Here is a 19,287-nt window from a genome sequence, read left to right on the forward strand (position 1 = left end):
GCTGCTTCGAGGACGGCAACAGTCAGCCAAAAGACTTCGACTGTTCACGTTTGCCGGTGAGCCCGGAGCTGCAACGCATGTTTGCCGAGGCGTTCGCCAAACGCACAGGCCCGGGCGGCACTTTACGGTCGATGGCGTCGATCGGCGACGCGTTTCGAGCGATGCACCACTTTGCGCAATATCTTTCGGGTCTACCGCGTCCACCCGTGAGCCGATCGGGCCTGCGTCCGCGCCACATCGACGGCTTCTTGGCCGAGCGTCGCGCTGCGGGTGCCATCTGGAAGCTCACCGAGGAGTCGCGCGGAGTGAAAATGACTCTGCGCCAGCTCGATTCGTGGAATCCGGACATGGTGGCCAAACTCGCCGAGCCCCATCCGCGACCAGTGCGGTCCGGTAAGCGTCACCAGAGCTACAGCCGTACCGAATTCCAGCGGATCGCCGCAGCGGCGCGCGCCGACCTGCGGCGGGCCGCGCAACGCATCCGAGATAATCGTGCGTTGTTGGAGCAGTACCGATTGGGCCAGTTAGATGATCCGACCCGCCGACTCGAATTGCTCGACTATGTGGAACGGCACGCCGACGTGCCACGCCGAGGCGGCGACTTCCCGAGCAAGGCGCAGTTGACTGCCAAGTGGGTGCGCGGTTTCGGAGGGACCCGGGACATCATTCGGTGGGCACATTTGAATCCGCTGGAAGTCAGCGCCGGTGCCGTGTTGTTGGCCGTGCTGACCGGGCAAAATCCGTACGTCATCATGAAATGTCCTGCTACACATCACCGCGCCGACGGCGATGCGGGCGGACCGAAGACCGCCATTGTCGGGATGCGCAAGCCCCGTCGTGGCAGCCGCGCCGACATGGACGTCGCACTTGCCGCCGTTCCAGATTGGATCAGCATCCCCGACGACCCGACCACGCTGTCGCGGCGCGATGAACTGCACACGGCCTTCGGTGTCTACATGTTGTTGTATGAGCTGACCGCATCGACGCGCAGAATCGAAGGCAGTGGCCGGTTGATGGTTGCCTACTGTTCAAATGGCGCCCATGGTAGGGGTATCCGCGCGCATGGATCGGCTGAAGGATGGATACGGCCATGGTCGCGACAACAGGGGCTACTGTGCGATTCTGTCGAGGGCGTACCACCCAAGCCACTCGAGGTGTCGCTAGTTCGACTACGAATGACTTACCTTGAGCTACACCAGAAACCGGTGGCGCACACCGAACAAACCCTCATTGACGACTATCTGGGGCGAAACCGCGGCAACCTGGTTGAATACCGCCGAGTTGTCGCCGATGCCTTGAGCGAACAGGTCGCCAAAGCCCGCGCCTTGCCCGTCATGTCCGCGCTGTCGGCGGCCGAAGTTGCTCAGGCGCACGCCGATCCGACGGCGTTGGCATCGGAATTATCGTTGTCCCACACCGATGTTCGACGCATGCTCAAGGGCAAGTTGGACACCGTGATGAATGCCTGCATCGACAATCGCCACGGGCCGTACGGTGACCCGGGCCAGGCGTGCCGCGCCTCATTCATGCTGTGCCTCAGTTGTCCATGCGCTCGCGCGTTGCCTCGGCACCTGCCCGTGCAGACCCTGGTGTTCGATCGTCTGGCTGAACGTCGACACCAGATGACCCCGCTGACGTGGACGACGCGTTTTGGCCTCCCGCACGCCCAGCTATCCGATCTGCTGTCGAATTATGACGAAGACCAACTCAGCGCAGCGCGCGCCGCCACCACGGATGACCATCGCGAGATCGTGGACCGATTCCTCAACCGGGAGTTGGACATGCGATGACGACACCGCATCGGCGCGCTACGCGCCACCACGACCAGGTTGAATGTCCCGACCCGACCACACCGGTTCTCCTGCGGCGCGTATTACGCCCAGATGCCGACACCGCTGTGCTGTCTCGGTATGCAGACGATGTGTGGCGCTTCGATCACGGAATCTTCGAGGAAAGCGCGAAGATCACCAGCATCAACTTCAAGCTGGCCCCAAAATCCTTGCGAGAATGCGCAAAACGCTACGTGTGGGTGCTGGTCAACACCGACCCGCCGATGCAGCTCCGAAGGACCACGGCCACACGCCCATCGCTGTACACCATCAGGATGTGCTGGTATCCGTTCCGCACGTTCTTGAATTGGCTTCACAAACAACGTATTACAGCGTTCTGCGAAGTGACACCCGAGTTGCTCGATGACTATCTGGTCTACGTCGGCAGCACTCAGCCCAGCGTCGAGCAGATGCACCGATGCGTCGGTGAGGTCCGTCGACTCTGGGGATACCGCTCGGCACTACCGGAATCGATGCGGCTACCCGAGATGCCGCCCTGGGGCGGTGAATCGGCCGGCGCCCTTCTGGGCAATGCCCGCTCATACATGGAGAACCTCACGCCACGAATCAACGAGAACACGATGCAGGCGCTACTACTGTGGGCGCTGCGATTCGTCGAAGACTTCAGCGATGACATCATCGCCGCCCACGAGGAGTTCCTCTTCCTTCATGCACGCGGGCCGGACGTGACGCCCATTGCAGAGCAAGACAGGACCCGGCTGCCACAGGGTGGGGCGATCAAGATCGTCACCGAGTACGCCGAATCGCTTCGGCAAGAACACGGCTTGCTGCCGGGCAGGATCAACGAGCAAGGTGAGCGTGAAATCAACGTTCCCTTTATCGCCCGGCTGATCGGTATCCCGCGGCTGTCGGCGGCGTCCTACTCGACCGCCCGGTCGGTGTTGGCCACCTCAGGCTTGCCGATCGATGATGATGCGTACCTGTCCACCCCGATCATCGCCACTGTGCACGGACGGCCCTGGCATCCTGGACGCTTTTCCTACAACCAGACTCGCCACCTGATCCGGCATCTGCACACCGCCTGCCTGATCGTGGTCGCCTACCTCTCCGGTGCTCGGCCCGCGGAGGTCTTGAACATTCGTCGTGGTTGCATCGAACGGGACGATGCCAACGACATGTATCTGATGTCAGGCGTCTATTTCAAGAACGCCGTCGACGAGCAAGGCAACAAAGTGCCCGCCGGCCTACAGCGGGCCGACCCGTGGGTGGTGGTGCAGCCGGTTGCCGACGCCATCCGGGTACTCGAACGCCTCCACGACGAAGAACTACTGTTCACCAATCGATTCGATCTGACACGCATCTACGCCCCGCGTCGATCGGGGGGACTAGCGCTAAACACTCAGGCAGCCACCGACAGTGTGCACCGATTCATCGATTTCGTTGACCGGCTGTGTGCCCACCACCACATCGATCCCATTCCGCCGGACCCGCACGGCCAGCTGACCATCAGCCGATTTCGCCGCACACTGGCATGGTTCATCCGCCGCCGACCTCGCGGGCTGGTCGCCGCGTCGATCCAATACGGTCACGTACACACACGGATGATTCAGGGCTATGCCGGCGCCTACGACTCGGGCTTCCCCGACGAGCTGGCCTTCGAGGATTTCCTGGCCAGGTTGGAACAATTCGCCGACGACGAGCAGGCCCTGAGCGATGGGGAACACGTATCCGGACCAGCATCGCAGGCCTACCGCCAGCGTCTGCACACCGCCACCAGCCGATTCGCCGGCTACACCCTGACCAGCAAGCGGCAAACCCGCGACTTGCTGGCCAATCCACTGCTGCAGATCTACCACGGCGAGGGAATGACCTGCGTCTTCGACGCGACCAAAGCTGCGTGCCAGCTACGAGGAGCCCGCGACGACCCACTAGTGACACCAGATATCGACGACTGCCGGCCCACCTGCCGCAACATCGCTCGGACCGACCGCGACATGGCCATCGTCCGTCGAGACCGGGATCGGCTTGCCGCAACAGTGAAGGACCGCGCCGCCCCACCGTTACGGCACCACCGAGAACAGCAAGAACTCGATCGTATCGAGACCATCATCAAGGACCACGATGATGGCCACTGAAACAGACCCAATACGCAAAAAGATCGTGGCTGCCATGGACCGCTTGATGGCCGGCAAACCACTGCGATCGACCGGGCGGCTCAACGTATCCCAACTGGCCGCCGAGGCCGGCATCGCGCGATGGCACCTCACCCACCAGCACGTTGATCTCAAGGAGATGTTTCAAGCGCACGTCCGCAACGAAGGCACGACGCCGGCCCCGTACCGGGGCACCGCCGACGCGTTCGATGATCTGCAACAAGCACATCGAGCGCTACAAGCACACTGCGCCGAGTTGGAGCGGAAAATCACGTTGTACGCCAACGTTATTCAACTCCTTGCCGCGGAGCGGGCGACGAAGCTGCAGGGGCGGCCTGTGACCGATATTGCTTCGCGCCGGATGACGCCACGCTAAACGGTCGCGAGGTGTAGCCAGCACAGCATAACCGCGCGCCACAAACACCACCGGTAGCCAACGACGCCCCGTGCTCGGCGCGGGGCGCGACGGCAGCATGGCGCCGCGCCGCCTTATATCGGAAAGGGCGCACGGATCCAAAGGGCTCAATACCACGGTGGCGGAACTGAAATCGACGGTCGAACGGCTCGATCGCCCAGCTCGACCGGGCCCACGGAACGCCGGCCGTGAACATCCCGTTGCAGAGAGACGCAGTGGATCGAGAGGTCGTTGTTAGTGGTCGTGGCCGGCGAGCACGAGGGTGTCTGTCAGAGTGCCGTCCACGAAGTAGGCGCGGCAGTCGTATCGGTCGTGCAGGCTGCCTCCGACTTCGTTGGGAGCGTCTACTGCGACCGTCACGCTCCACACCGTGATGCGGGAGTGATCGATGCCGCTGAGGGGACCTTGCGTGAGGGTGAACAGGTCTTTGGCGTCCGGGTCGAGAGGGCTGGTGGCCACGTCGGTGTTCGACAGCGTAGCGGCCGCCGGTGCGACGAGCCGGTTGCGGACCTCAGCGTCGCACCGGTCTTGCGCGGTACGCTCGATCGAGTTGACAGGCCCCGAAGCGCGCGTGTTGAGGACGATCACCACTGCCACCGCCAACGCGACCAGGATCACCACCGCCGCCATCAACCCGATGCGTGTGCGGCTGCGGCGTGGCCGCCGCGGGGTTGTGTTCATCGTCGCGCTCTCCACATCCTTGTCGGTCAACTCACCAGCGGGCCGACTGGCCTGCCTCCGATCGGCCGGAATCGGTACCAGCACAGTCAGGTTGGATTTTCAGTGATGGCCGAGGTCGTCATGATCTTCATCGTCGCTCTCTCGATGGTAGTGATGAACGTGGTCATGGTTGGCGGGCAAACCTGGCTGGTGGTGATCGTGACTGGTATGGCCTTCATGACCGTGGCCGCCGTCGTGCCCCGCGTCGGGTGAGCCGCCCATCATGCGCAGCATCGGGATGCCGCCGGTGCGGACGAAGCGGAACACCAGCCCCGCGGCCAGCAGCAGGAAGACGATGTTGAGCCACGTGGTGTAGTTCCACGAGATGCCGCTCTCCATCACCATGGCGTTGCGCTGCGTGGGGATGAGACCCGTTGCGCCGAAAAGCAATTCGACAAGGTAGCCCGCCGCGACCATCGAGACGTAGAAGGTGGCCAGCAGCGTCAGCATCATCCGGGTGCCGTAGTACTTCCGGTAGATGTTGAGGATCGGCAGGATCAGCAGGTCCGCGAAGATGAACGCGACCACGCCGCCGAAGCTGATGCCGCCGTTCCACAGCACCGCCGCCAGGGGCACGTTCCCGATGGAGCAGACGAACGACACGATCGCCACGACCGGCCCGACGATCGGTCCCCAGATCGCCGCCCACGTCGGATCGTCCGCGAGAAAGAAGTTCTCCCAGAAGGTATTCGGCACCCACGCGGCGATGGCACCGGCGATGAGCAGACCGATTATCAGGTCGCGCAGGATCGCCGCCCACTCCATGACGAACACATGCGAGACGGACGTGAAGCCAGGCCCCGAGAACAGGCGCTTGGCGAAAGAACCCTCGCCCTGCACCGACATGTCCATGGCCGCATGCCCTTCCATCGAGCCCGCGATGCCCTGGTCTGCCTGCACGCGGGCCTCGTCGATGAGGCGGCTGCGCACGAACAAGCGGAACAGCACCGCCAGCACGACGATCATGATCGGGCCGCCGACGAATTCGGCGGCGGTGAACTGCCAGCCCATCAGCAGCGCCAGGATGATGCCGAGTTCGACGACGAGGTTGGTGGAGCCGATCTCGAATGCCATCGCCGCGGTGAAGTTGGCGCCTTTGCGAAACAGCGAGCGCGCCAACGCCACTGCCGCGTACGAGCACGACGACGATGCCGCACCGAGTCCCGCGGCCACGGCGAGGGTCTTGGGCTTGTCGTCGCCGAGGAGGCGGACGATGGTCGATTTCCGGACGACGGCCTGCACCACCGCCGACAGCGCGAACCCGAGGATCAGCGCCCAGAGAATCTCCCACGTCATCGAACCGGCCAGGGCCAGTGCATGACCGATCGCCCCCATCATCGTGCTCATATCGAAGTCCTTCCGTGGTCGGAAATCGGGTCGCCATGCGCCTGGCCAATATACCCCATTGGGGTATATTGGCCAGTGTGTTCTTTGACTCCGCTGGTCGGGCCTTCGACGGTGGCCGGCGTGACTGATGTGCTGGATACAGGAGAGAAGGATCGCAATGGGCCCGTCCCCGCTAAACGTGCAATTGGGCCGCCGCGGCTTCCTGGCCGCCACTATCGCGGGTGGGTTCGCGCTCGCCGGCTGCAGTAGCCGGCCACCAGCCCCGCCCGCCGCGCCTAGTGGCGGGTTGTCTGCCGCGATCGCCGCGGCGGAGGCGGCGCGGCCGCATACGGGCCGCGCCGTCACCGCGGCGTTGACCCCGCAGGCGGCCACCGTGGACCTGGGCGGCCCCACGCTGCGCACGCTGACCTACGGCGCCACCATCCCGGCTCCGGTGATCCGAGCCAACGTGGGCGATGAGCTTGCGGTCACCGTGACCAACCGGCTCGATCACCCCACGTCGGTGCACTGGCACGGCATCGCGCTGCGCAACGACATGGATGGTGCACCGCCGGCCACCCCGAACATCGATGCTGGCAAGGAGTTCACTTACCGGTTCTCGGTACCACATTCGGGCACCTACTGGGCTCATCCGCACGTTGAACTCGACGCCGACTACGGACTGTATGTCCCAGTGATCGTCGACGACCCGCGCGAGGCGGGCGGCTACGACGCCGAATGGATTGTCGTGCTGGATGACTGGACTGACGGCATCGGGAAGACGCCGCAGCAGATTTTCGATGAGCTGCGCAAGAACGGCATGGGCGGCATGCCCGGTATGGGGGATATGCCGGGTATGGGCGATATGCCGGGCATGGGAGGTACTCCGAGCGCCGGTGGCATGGCGCCGATGGGCGGGATGTACACCAGCGCGTTGCTCGGTGGGGACGCGGGCGACGTGAACTACCCCTACTACCTGATTAACGGGCGTATCCCGGGTGCGCCGACCACGTTCACCGCTAAACCCGGCCAGCGGATCCGCCTGCGCATCATCAACGCCGGGTCGGACACGGCGTTTCGGGTGGCGCTGGCCGGGCACACGATGACGGTCACGCACACCGACGGTTTTGCGGTGATCCCGACCGAGGTGGACGCCCTGCTGGTGGGGATGGGCGAACGCTACGACGTCCTGGTCACCGCCGCCGACGGCGTCTTTCCGCTGGTGGCGCTGGCTGAAGGCAAAAACGCGGTGGCGCGTGCCCTGCTGTCCACGGGCACGGGAAGCCCGCCCGATCCCGGCTTTCAGCCGACCGAGCTGACCAAGCGGGTCGGTACGGTCGCGATGTTCACCGCCACCGCGCCGGTCGACCTTGGCGCACGCACCCCCGACGTCAACCTGGAAGCGGTGTTGGCGGGCGACATGATGCAATACAACTGGACCATCAACGGCGCCGCATTCGACAAAACCCAGCCGCTGCAGATCAACCAGGGCCAGCGCGCCGTGCTGACCTTTACCAACAACACCGAGATGTGGCACCCCATGCATCTGCACGGCCACACATTCCAGATCATCAAACCTGACGGCAGCCTCGGCGCTCGTAAAGACACCGCGGTCGTGCTGCCCAAGCAGAAGCTCGCGGTCGCGCTGGTCGCCGACAATCCGGGTGTGTGGATGATGCACTGCCACAACACCTATCACCAGGCCGCCGGGATGATGACCAGTCTCAACTACCGGCCCTGACGGCCGGGCCGCCGTCGTTCTGCGGGTGACCGTAGCCCGGTCGCCGGCAGAACGGACGGCTGGCACGTTCCGATTCGCAGTGACGGTCAGCGCCGCTCGGGACAGCCGGGGCAGCCGGCGTCGCAGCACGGGCAGTCATCCATCGGCATGGACATCGTCATGGGCTTGGACATCATCGGCGCCATGGCCGCCATGTTGCACCACATCATCGCCGGCTTCGGGCCACCGGCGTTGTACGCCACGGCCATCGGATCGGGCCCGGTGACATCGAAATAGATTTTGCCCGTGGCCGATTGGCCCTCGGACAGGGTGGCGGCGGAGATACCGGCCGGGGTGGCCAACTGCCACAGGACCGGGTACTGCGTGTGCCCGGCACCCATCGCGCCGAAGTTGGGGATCACCGGTGTCACCGCACCGGCCGCAGCGCGCACCGTCACCGTCGCTTCCCACAACCGCCCGGCCAGCGGGTAGCCCGGAGCGGCATCGCTACTCGGGCGGAGGTCGGTCAATGTCCACTCGGCGGTCGCCGCCCCACCGGCATCGGTCAACTGTTGCTGTGACCCAAGCTGGTGCGGACATTTCATCGCCGCGGCGGCAAGCGGCGCCCCCATCGTCATCAGCGCAAACAGCGCCACCGCCGCCATGATCAGCCGCCGGACCGCACGCACCATAGCCATTCACCTTTCCTCAAACCTACGTAGATACTACGTACACTAGTACCAGGTGCCGCGCGGGCGGGCGAATACCCGCGACGTACTTGCGCTGACGCCACCTTGGTCCGCGATGCGACGACGTCAGCGTGAAGTTCGCGTGAAGCTCCTTTGAACCCGACAGCTTTTCGCGCACGGTGAGCTTCGGGGCGGCCAGCGCCGTCGGTTCGTCGGCACTGTCACGATAGTGCCGCCCCGGTGATGACGTGCGGGGCGGTACGCCGAGGTACTCACCTTGACACCCTCCAGGTAGCAGCCAGTCCCGAGGGATCATCCACGGCCCACCGCAGGGCGCCCTATGCCACCTCCACGTTGCCGGTGCGGCGCTTTGTGCGTGCCGGTCGGGCGTGGTTCATAACCGTTTCATCTTCATCCAGGCGGTGATGGCGCGCCGGATGACTCCACCGCGCTCGTTGAGGTTGTGCTTGTCGTGGCGGTAGCCACGATGAGGGCCGGGCCGAGGCCGACCGGCACCGCTGGTCGCACCGAGGTGACTGATCGGATCGGGAACATCGACCGATCACCGGTCTGACTGGATCGGGTGAACCGTGGTGCTGAACCCGGAGTATCTTCGAGCGGGGGAACCCTGCAGCGCCGCGGGTCTCATGGGCGGTCGGGACGAATCCCTATGCAAGGCCACGTGTTAACGCACGAGTATCCGTCCATGGGGCAAGGTGTGGCTTCGTGCGGTTTCGGGCTACCACGACTTCACTGGTTGCCCGAACACGGGGACTGCGCGGTGTCAAGGGTGTGACGACGACCGACCACCGTCGTCAATGTCGACGCCAGAGTCGGTCTCGGTGTCATTCGTTGTGGGTCCCGCGTCCGATTGCGGACCTTTAGAGTGCCCGCCGGCCGCGCGCACACCCTGGTCTCCGGCATCAAGGAGATTCCTTGTACCTCTGAGGTTTTCGGCCGCTTGGTTGATCTCGGGGGTGGCCCCGCTGCAGCAGCAGACGGGCGGGGTGGGACCGGGCATGGTGTTTCCTTCGGGGCGTTGGGATGGGTGCACGGGTTAGCGGCCGGTGCCTGTCGAGATGCTCGTGAAGCCGCGCAGTCTCAGGCTGTTGCCGACGACGAACACGCTGGAGAACGCCATGGCGGCGCCGGCGAGCATGGGGTTGAGCATGCCGAGCGCCGCTACCGGGATCGCTGCCACGTTGTAGGCGAACGCCCAGAACAGGTTGATCTTGATGGTCGACAATGTCTTGCGGGACAACCTGATTGCATCCACGGCGCTGAGCAGATCACCGCGCACCAGGGTGATGTCGGACGCCTCGATCGCGACGTCAGTCCCGGTGCCCATCGCCAGTCCCAGGTCAGCCTGCGCGAGCGCGGGCGCGTCGTTGACGCCGTCGCCGACCATCGCGACGATCTTGCCCCGGGCTTGCAGCCGGGCCACCACGTCGACCTTGTCTTCTGGCAGTACTTCGGCGATCACCTCGTCGATACCGACCTCGGACGCGATCTGGCGGGCCACGGCCTCGTTGTCACCGGTCAGCAGCACCGGCGTCAACCCGAGCTCACGCAATCGCGAAACCGCCTCGGCGCTGGTCGGTTTGACGGTGTCGGCGATCACCAGAGCACCCCGCGCGGCGCCGTCCCACCCGACGGCAACGACGGTCTTGCCCTGGCCCTCGGCACGGGACTTGGCTTGTGCCACCTCAGAACTCAGGTGCTGCGACCAATCGGCCAGCAGCGCCTCGCGTCCGATGACGACAGCGCGGCCGTCGATGATGCCCTGGACACCTCTGCCCTCGATGTTGGCGAAACCTTCCGCGGTGGGCAGGGTTCCGGTCTCCTCGGCAGCTGCCTTGGCGATGGCCGCAGCGATGGGGTGCTCGGAAGCGTTCTCCAAAGCGCCGGCCAGGCGCAGCAACTGGGCGCGGTCAACGCCGGGCTCGGTCAGCACATCGACCAGCGTCATCTTGCCGGTCGTCACTGTTCCGGTCTTGTCCAGCACGACGGTGTCGACCGTGCGGGTGGACTCCAGCACTTCGGGGCCTTTGATCAGGATGCCCAGCTGGGCGCCGCGGCCGGTACCCACCAACAACGCCGTCGGTGTCGCCAGCCCCAGGGCGCAGGGGCACGCGATCACCAGCACCGCGACTGCTGCGGTGAACGCGGCCGCGGCCGGGAACCCGGCTCCCAGCCACGCACCCAGGGCGATGACCGCGATGGCGATGACGATGGGCACGAACACCCCTGAGACCCGGTCGGCCAGGCGTTGCACCTCGGCCTTGCCGGTTTGGGCGTCCTCGACCAGCTTGGCCATTTGCGCCAGTTGTGTGTCGGAGCCGACGCGGGTGGTTCGGACGACCAGTCGCCCGCCGGCGTTGACGGTTGCGCCGGTGACGGCGTCACCCTCGCCGACCTCGACCGGTACCGATTCACCGGTCAGCATCGAGGCATCCACGGCCGAGCTGCCCGACACCACGACGCCGTCGGTGGCGATCTTCTCGCCCGGCCGCACGACGAACTCGTCGCCGACCACCAGCTCGCCGACCGGGATCTTCGTCTCAATGCCGTTGCGCAGCACCGATACTTCTTTGGCGCCGAGCTCCAACAGGGCCCGCAGGGCCGCGCCGGCCTGGCGCTTGGACCGCTTTTCGAAATAGCGTCCGGCCAGGATGAACATCGTGACGCCGGCCGCGACTTCGAGGTAGATGTTGGCGGCTCCGTCGGAGGGCTGCAGGGTCAGCTCGAACGGGTGCTTCATGCCCGGGGTTCCCGCGGTTCCGAAGAACAGCGCATACAGCGACCACAGGAATGCACTGAGTGTGCCCATGGAGATCAGCGTGTCCATGGTGGCGGTGCCGTGGCGGAGGTTGGCCCACGCGGCTTTGTGGAACGGCCATGCGGCCCACACGATGACCGGCGCAGCCAACGTCAGTGAGGCCCACTGCCAGTTGGTGAACTGCAGCGCCGGAACCATCGCCACCGCAATGACCGGTACGGCCAGCACGATTGATCCGATGAGCCGGTTGCGCAGCGACATCAGCTCAGGGTCTTCATCGCGGTCTTGGTGCTCTTCGTGCTCGTCCTCTCGGGGCCGTCGCACAGTGGCTGTATAGCCGGTCTTTTCGACCGCCTCGACGAGCTGTGCAGGGTCGTATCCGTCGGGCACGCTGACGGTTGCCTTCTCCGTGGCGTAGTTGACGGTGGCTTCGACGCCCTCGAGCTTGTTCAAGTTGCGTTCGATCCGGTTTGCGCAGGAGGCGCAGGTCATTCCGCTGATCTGCAATTCGACATGGGTACCAGTTGTCGACGTGGAGGTAGACGTGGAGACAGTCATGGTGCCGCTCCTCTCAATGATTCGATGGGCGTTGATGTTTCGATCAGTGCGTACCGGCATGACTGTCGTCTCGCTGGCCGCCGGCGGGCTGGCTGCCATCGCCAGACTGTGCGTCTACGACGAACGTAGCCGTGCGCACCGTTCCGTCGATCTGAAAATCCAGGTACAGCAAGTACTTTCCGGGAGTCGGGGCTTCGGCTGCGAACGAGATCGTAGGTCCACCGGTTTGCCCCGGCGTGGGTTCACTGCCTTCGGGGTGCACGTGCAGGTAGGCCAAGTCGCCGCCGCGCAGCGCCACGAGGTGGCCGAACGCACCCAGATAGGGCTGCAGGTTGGTGACGGGTGTCCCGTTACGCGACACGGTCGCAGCGAGATTGCGGGTGGCACCGGCAACCAGATCGCCCGCGAGGGTCACGGTGTACCCCGCCACCTGGTCGACGGTCCGCGCAATGCCCGGATCCACGGGGGTGAACGCTCCCGCGACCTCCACCGAGCGGGTCAAGGTCAGCTTCGGTGCAGCGGGTGCGTCGGCCGGCTGGAAGTCGGTGAACACGCGGTATGTGCCAGCGGCCCGCCACCGCCAGGGAATCGACCATGTTCCCGTCGCTGCGTCCAGCGTCGGGTGAACGTGCCGGAATTGGCTGCCGTCGGCCCGCACCACGATCAGGTGTAGGTCACGATCGTGGGTGGTGGCGAATGTGGTCAGCGGCGTCCCGCTCGCGGTGTGAATCCGGAATCGCAGAACCCCGTCGACGTCAACGGCGCCCGGTGCGCTCACCTCCGACAGCAGGTATCCGTTCTGGCTCAGGGACAGGCCGGGCAACTCCGGTGCAGCCGCGTCGGGCCGGTGCGTGCCATGGCCCGGCGCCTGGCTTTCCTGTTGCCACGCGTGAACAGCACTGCCAGGGACAACCGCGTTCGACACGGCGAACGCGCCGCCGAACGCCACCACCAATCCGGCGCCGTACGCCGCCAGCCGTCCCGCAGCGTTCATGAGACCCGCACGGCCGCATACCCGGCTTCACTGACCGCGGACACGACGTCATCGACATCGATGTCGGCCCCGGTGACTGCGAGGCGTCCCGTCTGGGCACTGACCTCGATTCCGCTCACGCCGGGCACCCGGCCCACCTCTTCGCGAACCGACATTTCGCAGTGCCCGCAGGTCATCCCGCTCACTTCGAATTCGATGGTCGTCATGGTGCACACTCCTTCTTGTTGCGACTGCGACATGAATACCCACCTGGGGTACGCCCACCAATGCACACGTCGAATGTATACCCCGCTGGGGTATGTGGCAAGGCGTGTTCCTCCTACTGAACATGCCGAGCGGATGCCTGCCACCACGGCGTATACCGCCTAGCGGGTATTCGCGCAGGCGTCGTTGGATCGGCCTCGCATCGATGCTCACGCAACCGCCCGATGCGCCTCCGTCTTACCCGGTATGGGTATACGGAAGGATGTGAGTGACCGCCATGGCGGCGCGGGCGGTGAGATCGGCGATCGCTCGCAGCCGATCGGACGCCCAGGCGTTGATCTGCTGGACGGCATGCCTGAGTACCACCGTCACTGGCGCCGCCGGGCAGCGCGTCGCACATGCGGCGCCGCACTCACAGCGCGACAGTTTTCGGGCCTGTACCGATGCTTGCCGGTGCGCTCGCGAGCGCAGCACCCCATGGCGCGTCGATCATCCCGGGGTGAGGTCGCCGTGGTGTCGGCGATCTCACACTCGCCAGCGGGGTCCCAAACGCGTCCCCACGCATGCCAACTCAACCCCTGGTAGCTCGGGATTGATCTGATCAGCTCCGTTCCATCACGGCCACCTCGACGCCGACCGATTGTCGAAACCCCTATCGCTCTTGCCCTCCTCGACTTGCCCGGCGCCACACCCAGCTCGATCGCAGCCGGCGGTTGCTTTGCCGGCACGGCAGCAATCTATGTATCTGCTTAGTAAGAACACACTTGCGGCCGATCCGGTGATACCAAGAAACGTAGTACGTACGTAGATGATTCAAGCGGGAAGGGCAGGAGCAATGCGTAGAGGTGGATCGACAATCCTCGCGGCCGCAGCGATTTTCGGCATGATGACCATGGTTGCACCCAGCGCCTCGGCCAGTCACACGTCGTCACATCAGTCGCGATCTGATCAACATTCGGCGAGCAATGTCCGTGGACCTGCGATGAGGGCGTCCCCGGGCACCCGAAGCCTGGAAACCCATGGCACCCAGGTTCCTGGGGCCGTGTGGCCGGCCAGCCGGGGGTCGACTCTGCAGTTGTGGCTCGCCAGCAGGCAACCGCATGCGCATGCGCCGAAAGTCGATTCAACCGTCCGTCAAAGCCGTTGACGATTGACGGCCGCGACGACAATCGTTTGCACCGTGATATCCCAAGCCGGATACGGAGAACCCGCTCGGTCGTCGGTTGGCCCCAGTCCGCATGCGTCGATACCCGTGGCGTACCTGATACTGGCGGTCGATCTTGCGATGAGCAATGCCCAATCCGACTGCATGGCACAACCTTTCGCGCAAGCGTAAAGGTCCATCAACATTTGAACTTAGCATGAACGGGGTGACAATGTTCTGTGCGACCAACAAGATAAGACAATGATTGCGACCTCGGTGCCACTACGAGAGCGTTACGACGATGCTGTGGGACTTGGCCAGCCCACGCCCGGGGAGAGGGGCGCCGGGTCGATGATCAGGGTGCTGTTGGTCGATGGGGAGCCGTCGCTGGCGAACCGGGTGAAGATGGCCCTGCACTACGAGGGGTGGGTCGTCGAGATTGCGCACAATGTCCGGGATGCGGTAGCCAAGGTCGCCGAGATGGAACCGGACGTGTTGGTGCTCGATGTCAGATTGCCCGGAGCCGACGGCTGGCAGCTCCTGCAGCGGATTCGCGAGACGCGGCGGTACACGCCCACCTTGGTTCTAGCGGACCGGGATTCGGTGACATGCCGGATGTCGGGAGCGGTCGGTGGTGCTGACGATTACATGTCCAAACCTTTCAGCTCAGAGGAGCTTGTGGCGCGGCTGCGCGGGTTGCTGCGCCGCGCCAGTCAGCTGGCGCCGGTGGCCGACGAAATGCTCACCGTCGGTGACCTGGAACTCAATAGCGTCAGCCGGGAAGTGACCCGTGCTGGTGAGCCGATCTCCTTGACTGTCACCGAGTTCGAGCTCTTGCGATATCTGATGCGCAATCCTTGTCGGGCGATCAGGCGCAATGAGATTGTCGACCGGGTGTGGAGCTATGGCTTCGGCGGCAAGCCCACAATCGTGGACCTGTACATCTCGTATCTGCGCAAGAAGATCGACACCGGACGCGAACCGACGATCCACACGGTCCGCGGTGTGGGGTACATGCTGCGGCCGGCGGTGCGCAGGGCTGAGACCTACGACGTGCGCGTCGGCACATCGCATGCTCCCTGGTAACGGCCCGGACGGCGCTGCGCGTGGCGGGCCGAACTCATTGGGTCCCCTGAGGCGTTAGGGCCATCGTATGACCGGTTGCCGATCATGCGTGGCGACCCATTTTCCAGTCGAAGCCGGCGTTGTCGGCGTGAGCGTATTCACACAGCAGCGTCCGGGTTCCTGTTCGAAGCCGTGCTCACCCAGAGCTCACCGCGCGGTGGACACCCGGCGCGCGCCACGGGTGACCTCGCGTTGCAGTGTTGGCGAAACCCTAAACGCACGACGCGCTCCGTGGCCGCTGAGGCGCGACAGGCGACATCGCACGTGTAGTCCGACGGCTCAAGGGCGGTTTCACAACACGCTATCGGGGTAGGCCCATCGGACCGTCCCCAGCAGAATGGAGCACACCAATGAGCACTTCATGCACGATCCTCGAAACCCATCCGCGCAGGGCCCCCGACAATCTCACGGCAGTTCTGGCGCAATGCCTCGATGCGTGCAGGGATTGCGCACAATCGTGCACCCAGTGCGCCGATGCGTGCCTCAGCGAGCCGTCGGTCGATCAGCTTGCTGTGTGTATCGCCGTCAACCTCGACTGCGCCGACGTGTGCGCTGTCACTGCGAACGTCAACGCGCGCCTGACCGGATTCGACTCGGAGTTGGCCAAAGCAATGCTCGCAGGCTGTGCGGTTGCCTGCCGGGTGTGCGGCGCTGAGTGCGAACGCCATGCAGCGCACCACCAGCACTGCAAAGCCTGTGCTGACCAATGTCGAGATTGTGAACAGGCATGTCGCGACCTCATCGCCGCACTGGGCTGATCGCAGCGCAAAGCTGCATGTCCCTGCGAATCCCGTTGCCACGACGTCCCATCGATTCTGTACGTTGACAATACGAAGGGCGCTGGAACGCCGACCGCAGGCGGGAGTCGGAGCTCGGTAGCGGCTCTTATCCGCGCCCCGCGCCGTTAATCGACGCGCCCTTGCGGCGCCCGGGCCGTTGGACCCACCACGCGGGCACCGACCACTGGCCTATGTCGTACGGCAGTATGTGGTGTCCCATGGCGGCGGGATTAGGGACTTTTGGCACTGGGTCCTCTTCGGAGTTGGCGCGACGCTGGTTGTAGCGGCAACGACAGGAGAACTACCGTGAAAACCCTATTCCGCCTGATGCTTTCATCTGGCGCCGCAGCCACGCTCGGCGCTGCGATCGCGCTCACTGCTCCATCGGCAGTGGCACAGCCACAGGAATGCCTGGAACCGTCCACCGGCGTTCACGAATGCACCTCGCCGGGCCACGCGCAGATCCACGTCCCGCCGCCGGCGCCGCCCAACAATCCCAACATTGGACCTGGCGGTGGACCTCCGCATTTGCCGTGGATAGGCTAGCGGGCGTGTCAACTCGTCGCCCCAGTGGCGGCGGCAGGGGCGGGGTGATTTCCTGACACTCACGAAATCGGCACTACCCCTGGGGTTTACCCCGCTTTTGTGGACATCGTTGGGCGCGGTTAAGCGGCCTGGTTAAGCGATGTGAGAGCTGTCTGTCGACGGTTATCGGACTGACCATGCCGTGGCCGTTTTCCGGTGTTCTCGATCCCGTCGCTGACACCGAGAATCGACTTACAGCGTTGCAACGTATGCCGTTGGTAGTGCTTGGTTTCAGTGTCGATCAGAACGATTCTTGTCGTGCATTGTCACACTGGTGCGTCGGAGCGATAGCCCGATTCGAGATGAAGGTCGAGCGATCGACATGATTGGCGATGGTGACTGCGAGGTTGTTGCCGATGTTCGCCCGGGATCACCTGGGCGGGAATGGATTCGCCGCACGCCCGTACCTTTGCCGGGTGGATGCGTGCCAGCGGACTGTTGCAATGGCGGTGCGAGACACACGGCGATGCCGTCGGCGTAGCCGCACGTTTCAGCTCACTGGTGTCGAGGATGGTGTGATGACGCTGTCCTGCACCATATTCCACCAGGTGGCACCCTTCGGCCGTGTCGGGACTTCTCCGGCGGCTTACCCCACGCGGGCGATCCCGCGTGAACCTGTGGGCGATGGCGGCGAAGGGAAGGCTGGGTCGGTGGGCTTGGCCTCGGCGGCCACCGCAGCCGCTCGGGTGCTACGTCGACGGTCCTGCAGCACCAGGGCCGCGGCAATAGTCAGACACGCCAGGGCGGGAGGAATCAGCGCGTGGTCACCGATCCGGTTTCCGACCAGCACGCCCACTGCCGCACCGCCGACGAACAGTACCCCCGTGGCGGTCAGCACAGCGGCTTTCCACCTGTCCAGTCCATGACGGGAGCTGCGACCCACCAGTAGCCCGAGGTCGGTGATCGTTCCAGTAAAGTGCGTGGTGCGCACCGGCATCCCAGGAAAATTGGACGTCATCGCGTTTTGTAGTCCGCACGCGGCCGCGGCGAGTGCGGCCCTGGCGATCGGGTGCTCCACGCCCGCGGCGGCGACAAGCAAACCAGCCTCGGCCATCAAGATCACGGCGTGACGTGGGCCTACAACTGCGCTCCCGGCAGCGAGCACCTGACCCGCTGCCGTCGCGCCCAGGAAAAATCCGAACACGATCGCGGCAATCATGCGGCCCTGGTACATCAGCGGATACGTGCTGTGCATGCCCGCTTGCGTGGTCAATGCGGTGAGGTTGCCGACCGGAAACGCCCACACCAACAATGCCACCGAATTGATAAATCCGGCAATGCCGGCGAGCACGGCACAATACGCGAGCCGTGACGCCGACGAGACTGGAACGGTTGCCGTTGCGGCCATTTCACGCTGCCCTGTCACGTCGGTGTGACGGCCGTCGACAGGGTGCGCGGCCATTGACCTACGCACAAGCCGGTGTGCATTTCGAGTCCGCTTGGCTTGGTCACGAGCGCAGGACTAGGCGGCGAAACGCCCACCTCGTCAACGCCGGCGAATGTCTGCTCAATTGCTCGCTTCACATCCGCACCCTTTGTGGTGTGCGTGGAGTCATGTGGTACGCGTGGAGCAACGTGCTCCCCCTTCCGAGGTTGTGACTGACGTATGACGCCTGCATGCGGTCGCCGATTCGTGACGCCGAAACCCCGACCCCGGATCGGTCCTAGCGCGCGTTGCACCGCGCGGCCGGGCACCGCGCACCCACCGCCGGTGGGCCCGGCAGGGAGCCGGTACGGGACGGCGGCTGCGCCCTCGCCGCAGGCATCGAAACGAATCGGGTTTCGTTGACCGACTGCTGTTTTGGACCAGCCCCGGCCACATGTGCTGGCCAACAATGCCCACCCCGGGCCTCTGGCGCCCCCAGCAAAACTATGAAGCCACCGTCGATCTAGAAGGCGGCCGTGCCTGCCCGACGACAGGAGATCCTCAGCACGCCACGAACGGTACGCACAGATGCGGCGGCGGAGCCAGCGGAACGAACCCGTGACCGCCGCCACCATGCCCCGGCCCGCCATACCCCGGTCCACCGTGGCCGTGTCCACCATGGCCGTGTCCACCCCCGTGCGGCCGGTTGAAGCCGTAGTCGACGCTCGGGCCGGACCCCGGTGCCGCCAGCGCTGCAGCGGGGACCACACCGGCGCCCAGTGCGAGTCCGCCGGCGACGGCAACGGCGCCGATCAGCACACGAGTCGGACGAGGCACCTTTCGGTTTCGGATCATGTCGGGTCTTCCTTAAGTTCGTAGTTGCAGTTATTTCGTGATGTTGTGACGGTTACGTTGAACTGCGACCCGGGTGGGTCGGGTG

Annotated in this window: 13 protein-coding genes and 1 pseudogene; 6 read left to right on the plus strand and 8 right to left on the minus strand. The window is 64.6% G+C overall.

The features are described 5' to 3' along the window. Nucleotides 1-56 precede the first annotated feature (56 nt). Genes ACJH7A_RS24955 through ACJH7A_RS24965 form a run of 3 tightly spaced genes read left to right on the plus strand, consistent with a single transcriptional unit; the run spans nucleotide 57 to nucleotide 4,319 of the window. Nucleotides 57-1,790 (plus strand): hypothetical protein, encoded by a 1,734-nt coding sequence (locus ACJH7A_RS24955; RefSeq protein WP_061000274.1) that lies wholly within the window; start codon nucleotides 57-59, stop codon nucleotides 1,788-1,790. Next, the gene (locus ACJH7A_RS24960) at nucleotides 1,787-3,925 is read left to right on the plus strand and encodes a hypothetical protein (RefSeq protein ID WP_061010486.1); all 2,139 of its coding nucleotides are present in this window, start codon (nucleotides 1,787-1,789) and stop codon (nucleotides 3,923-3,925) included. Before ACJH7A_RS24955 ends, ACJH7A_RS24960 begins: the two co-directional genes overlap by 4 nt. Then, on the plus strand, nucleotides 3,915-4,319 hold the full coding sequence (locus tag ACJH7A_RS24965) for a hypothetical protein (protein ID WP_234785540.1): 405 nt from the start codon (nucleotides 3,915-3,917) through the stop codon (nucleotides 4,317-4,319). The genes ACJH7A_RS24960 and ACJH7A_RS24965 overlap by 11 nt, the downstream gene beginning before the upstream one ends. Before the next feature lie 273 nt (nucleotides 4,320-4,592). Here the strand turns inward: ACJH7A_RS24965 and ACJH7A_RS24970 are convergent, their stop codons facing one another. Both ACJH7A_RS24970 and ACJH7A_RS24975 read right to left on the minus strand, forming a co-directional pair. Continuing rightward, a complete protein-coding gene (locus ACJH7A_RS24970) occupies nucleotides 4,593-5,039 on the minus strand; it encodes a hypothetical protein (RefSeq protein ID WP_061000276.1) in 447 nt (148 codons plus the stop codon). Between the two features lie 198 nt (nucleotides 5,040-5,237). Continuing rightward, nucleotides 5,238-6,425, minus strand: a pseudogene (locus ACJH7A_RS24975) (permease); the annotation flags it as partial. A gap of 157 nt (nucleotides 6,426-6,582) precedes the next feature. Here ACJH7A_RS24975 and ACJH7A_RS24980 point away from each other — a divergent pair. Continuing rightward, a complete protein-coding gene (locus ACJH7A_RS24980; protein WP_061005148.1) occupies nucleotides 6,583-8,145 on the plus strand; it encodes a multicopper oxidase family protein in 1,563 nt (520 codons plus the stop codon). A gap of 86 nt (nucleotides 8,146-8,231) precedes the next feature. On the opposite strand, the gene ACJH7A_RS24985 is transcribed toward ACJH7A_RS24980, so the two are convergent. The 4 genes from ACJH7A_RS24985 to ACJH7A_RS25000 form a co-directional block, all read right to left on the minus strand. Beyond that, nucleotides 8,232-8,816, minus strand: coding sequence for an MPT63 family protein (locus tag ACJH7A_RS24985; RefSeq protein WP_061005146.1), 585 nt, complete (start codon nucleotides 8,814-8,816; stop codon nucleotides 8,232-8,234). A 1,054-nt stretch (nucleotides 8,817-9,870) separates the two neighbouring features. Beyond that, on the minus strand, nucleotides 9,871-12,150 hold the full coding sequence (locus tag ACJH7A_RS24990) for a cation-translocating P-type ATPase (RefSeq protein ID WP_061007243.1): 2,280 nt from the start codon (nucleotides 12,148-12,150) through the stop codon (nucleotides 9,871-9,873). 43 nt (nucleotides 12,151-12,193) lie between these two features. Further along, complete coding sequence (locus tag ACJH7A_RS24995) at nucleotides 12,194-13,144, minus strand: hypothetical protein (RefSeq protein WP_061007241.1); 951 nt, start codon at nucleotides 13,142-13,144, stop codon at nucleotides 12,194-12,196. Continuing rightward, nucleotides 13,141-13,350 carry a heavy-metal-associated domain-containing protein gene (locus tag ACJH7A_RS25000; RefSeq protein ID WP_061007242.1) on the minus strand — a complete coding sequence of 70 codons (210 nt, stop codon included), beginning with the start codon at nucleotides 13,348-13,350 and terminating at the stop codon, nucleotides 13,141-13,143. The genes ACJH7A_RS24995 and ACJH7A_RS25000 overlap by 4 nt, the downstream gene beginning before the upstream one ends. A 1,403-nt stretch (nucleotides 13,351-14,753) precedes the next feature. On the opposite strand from ACJH7A_RS25000, the gene ACJH7A_RS25005 reads away from it, so the two are divergent. Next, a complete protein-coding gene (locus ACJH7A_RS25005) occupies nucleotides 14,754-15,578 on the plus strand; it encodes a response regulator transcription factor (protein WP_061007240.1) in 825 nt (274 codons plus the stop codon). A 389-nt stretch (nucleotides 15,579-15,967) separates the two neighbouring features. Further along, a complete protein-coding gene (locus ACJH7A_RS25010) occupies nucleotides 15,968-16,375 on the plus strand; it encodes a four-helix bundle copper-binding protein (protein WP_082762143.1) in 408 nt (135 codons plus the stop codon). Nucleotides 16,376-17,567: 1,192 nt separating this feature from the next. Here the strand turns inward: ACJH7A_RS25010 and ACJH7A_RS25015 are convergent. Both ACJH7A_RS25015 and ACJH7A_RS25020 read right to left on the minus strand, forming a co-directional pair. Further along, nucleotides 17,568-18,329 (minus strand): YoaK family protein, encoded by a 762-nt coding sequence (locus tag ACJH7A_RS25015; protein WP_082762141.1) that lies wholly within the window; start codon nucleotides 18,327-18,329, stop codon nucleotides 17,568-17,570. Nucleotides 18,330-18,908: 579 nt separating this feature from the next. Further along, the gene (locus ACJH7A_RS25020; RefSeq protein WP_138230745.1) at nucleotides 18,909-19,202 is read right to left on the minus strand and encodes a hypothetical protein; all 294 of its coding nucleotides are present in this window, start codon (nucleotides 19,200-19,202) and stop codon (nucleotides 18,909-18,911) included. Nucleotides 19,203-19,287 lie beyond the last annotated feature (85 nt).

Source organism: Mycobacterium sp. SMC-17, assembly GCF_045310915.1.
Taxonomy (GTDB): domain Bacteria; phylum Actinomycetota; class Actinomycetes; order Mycobacteriales; family Mycobacteriaceae; genus Mycobacterium.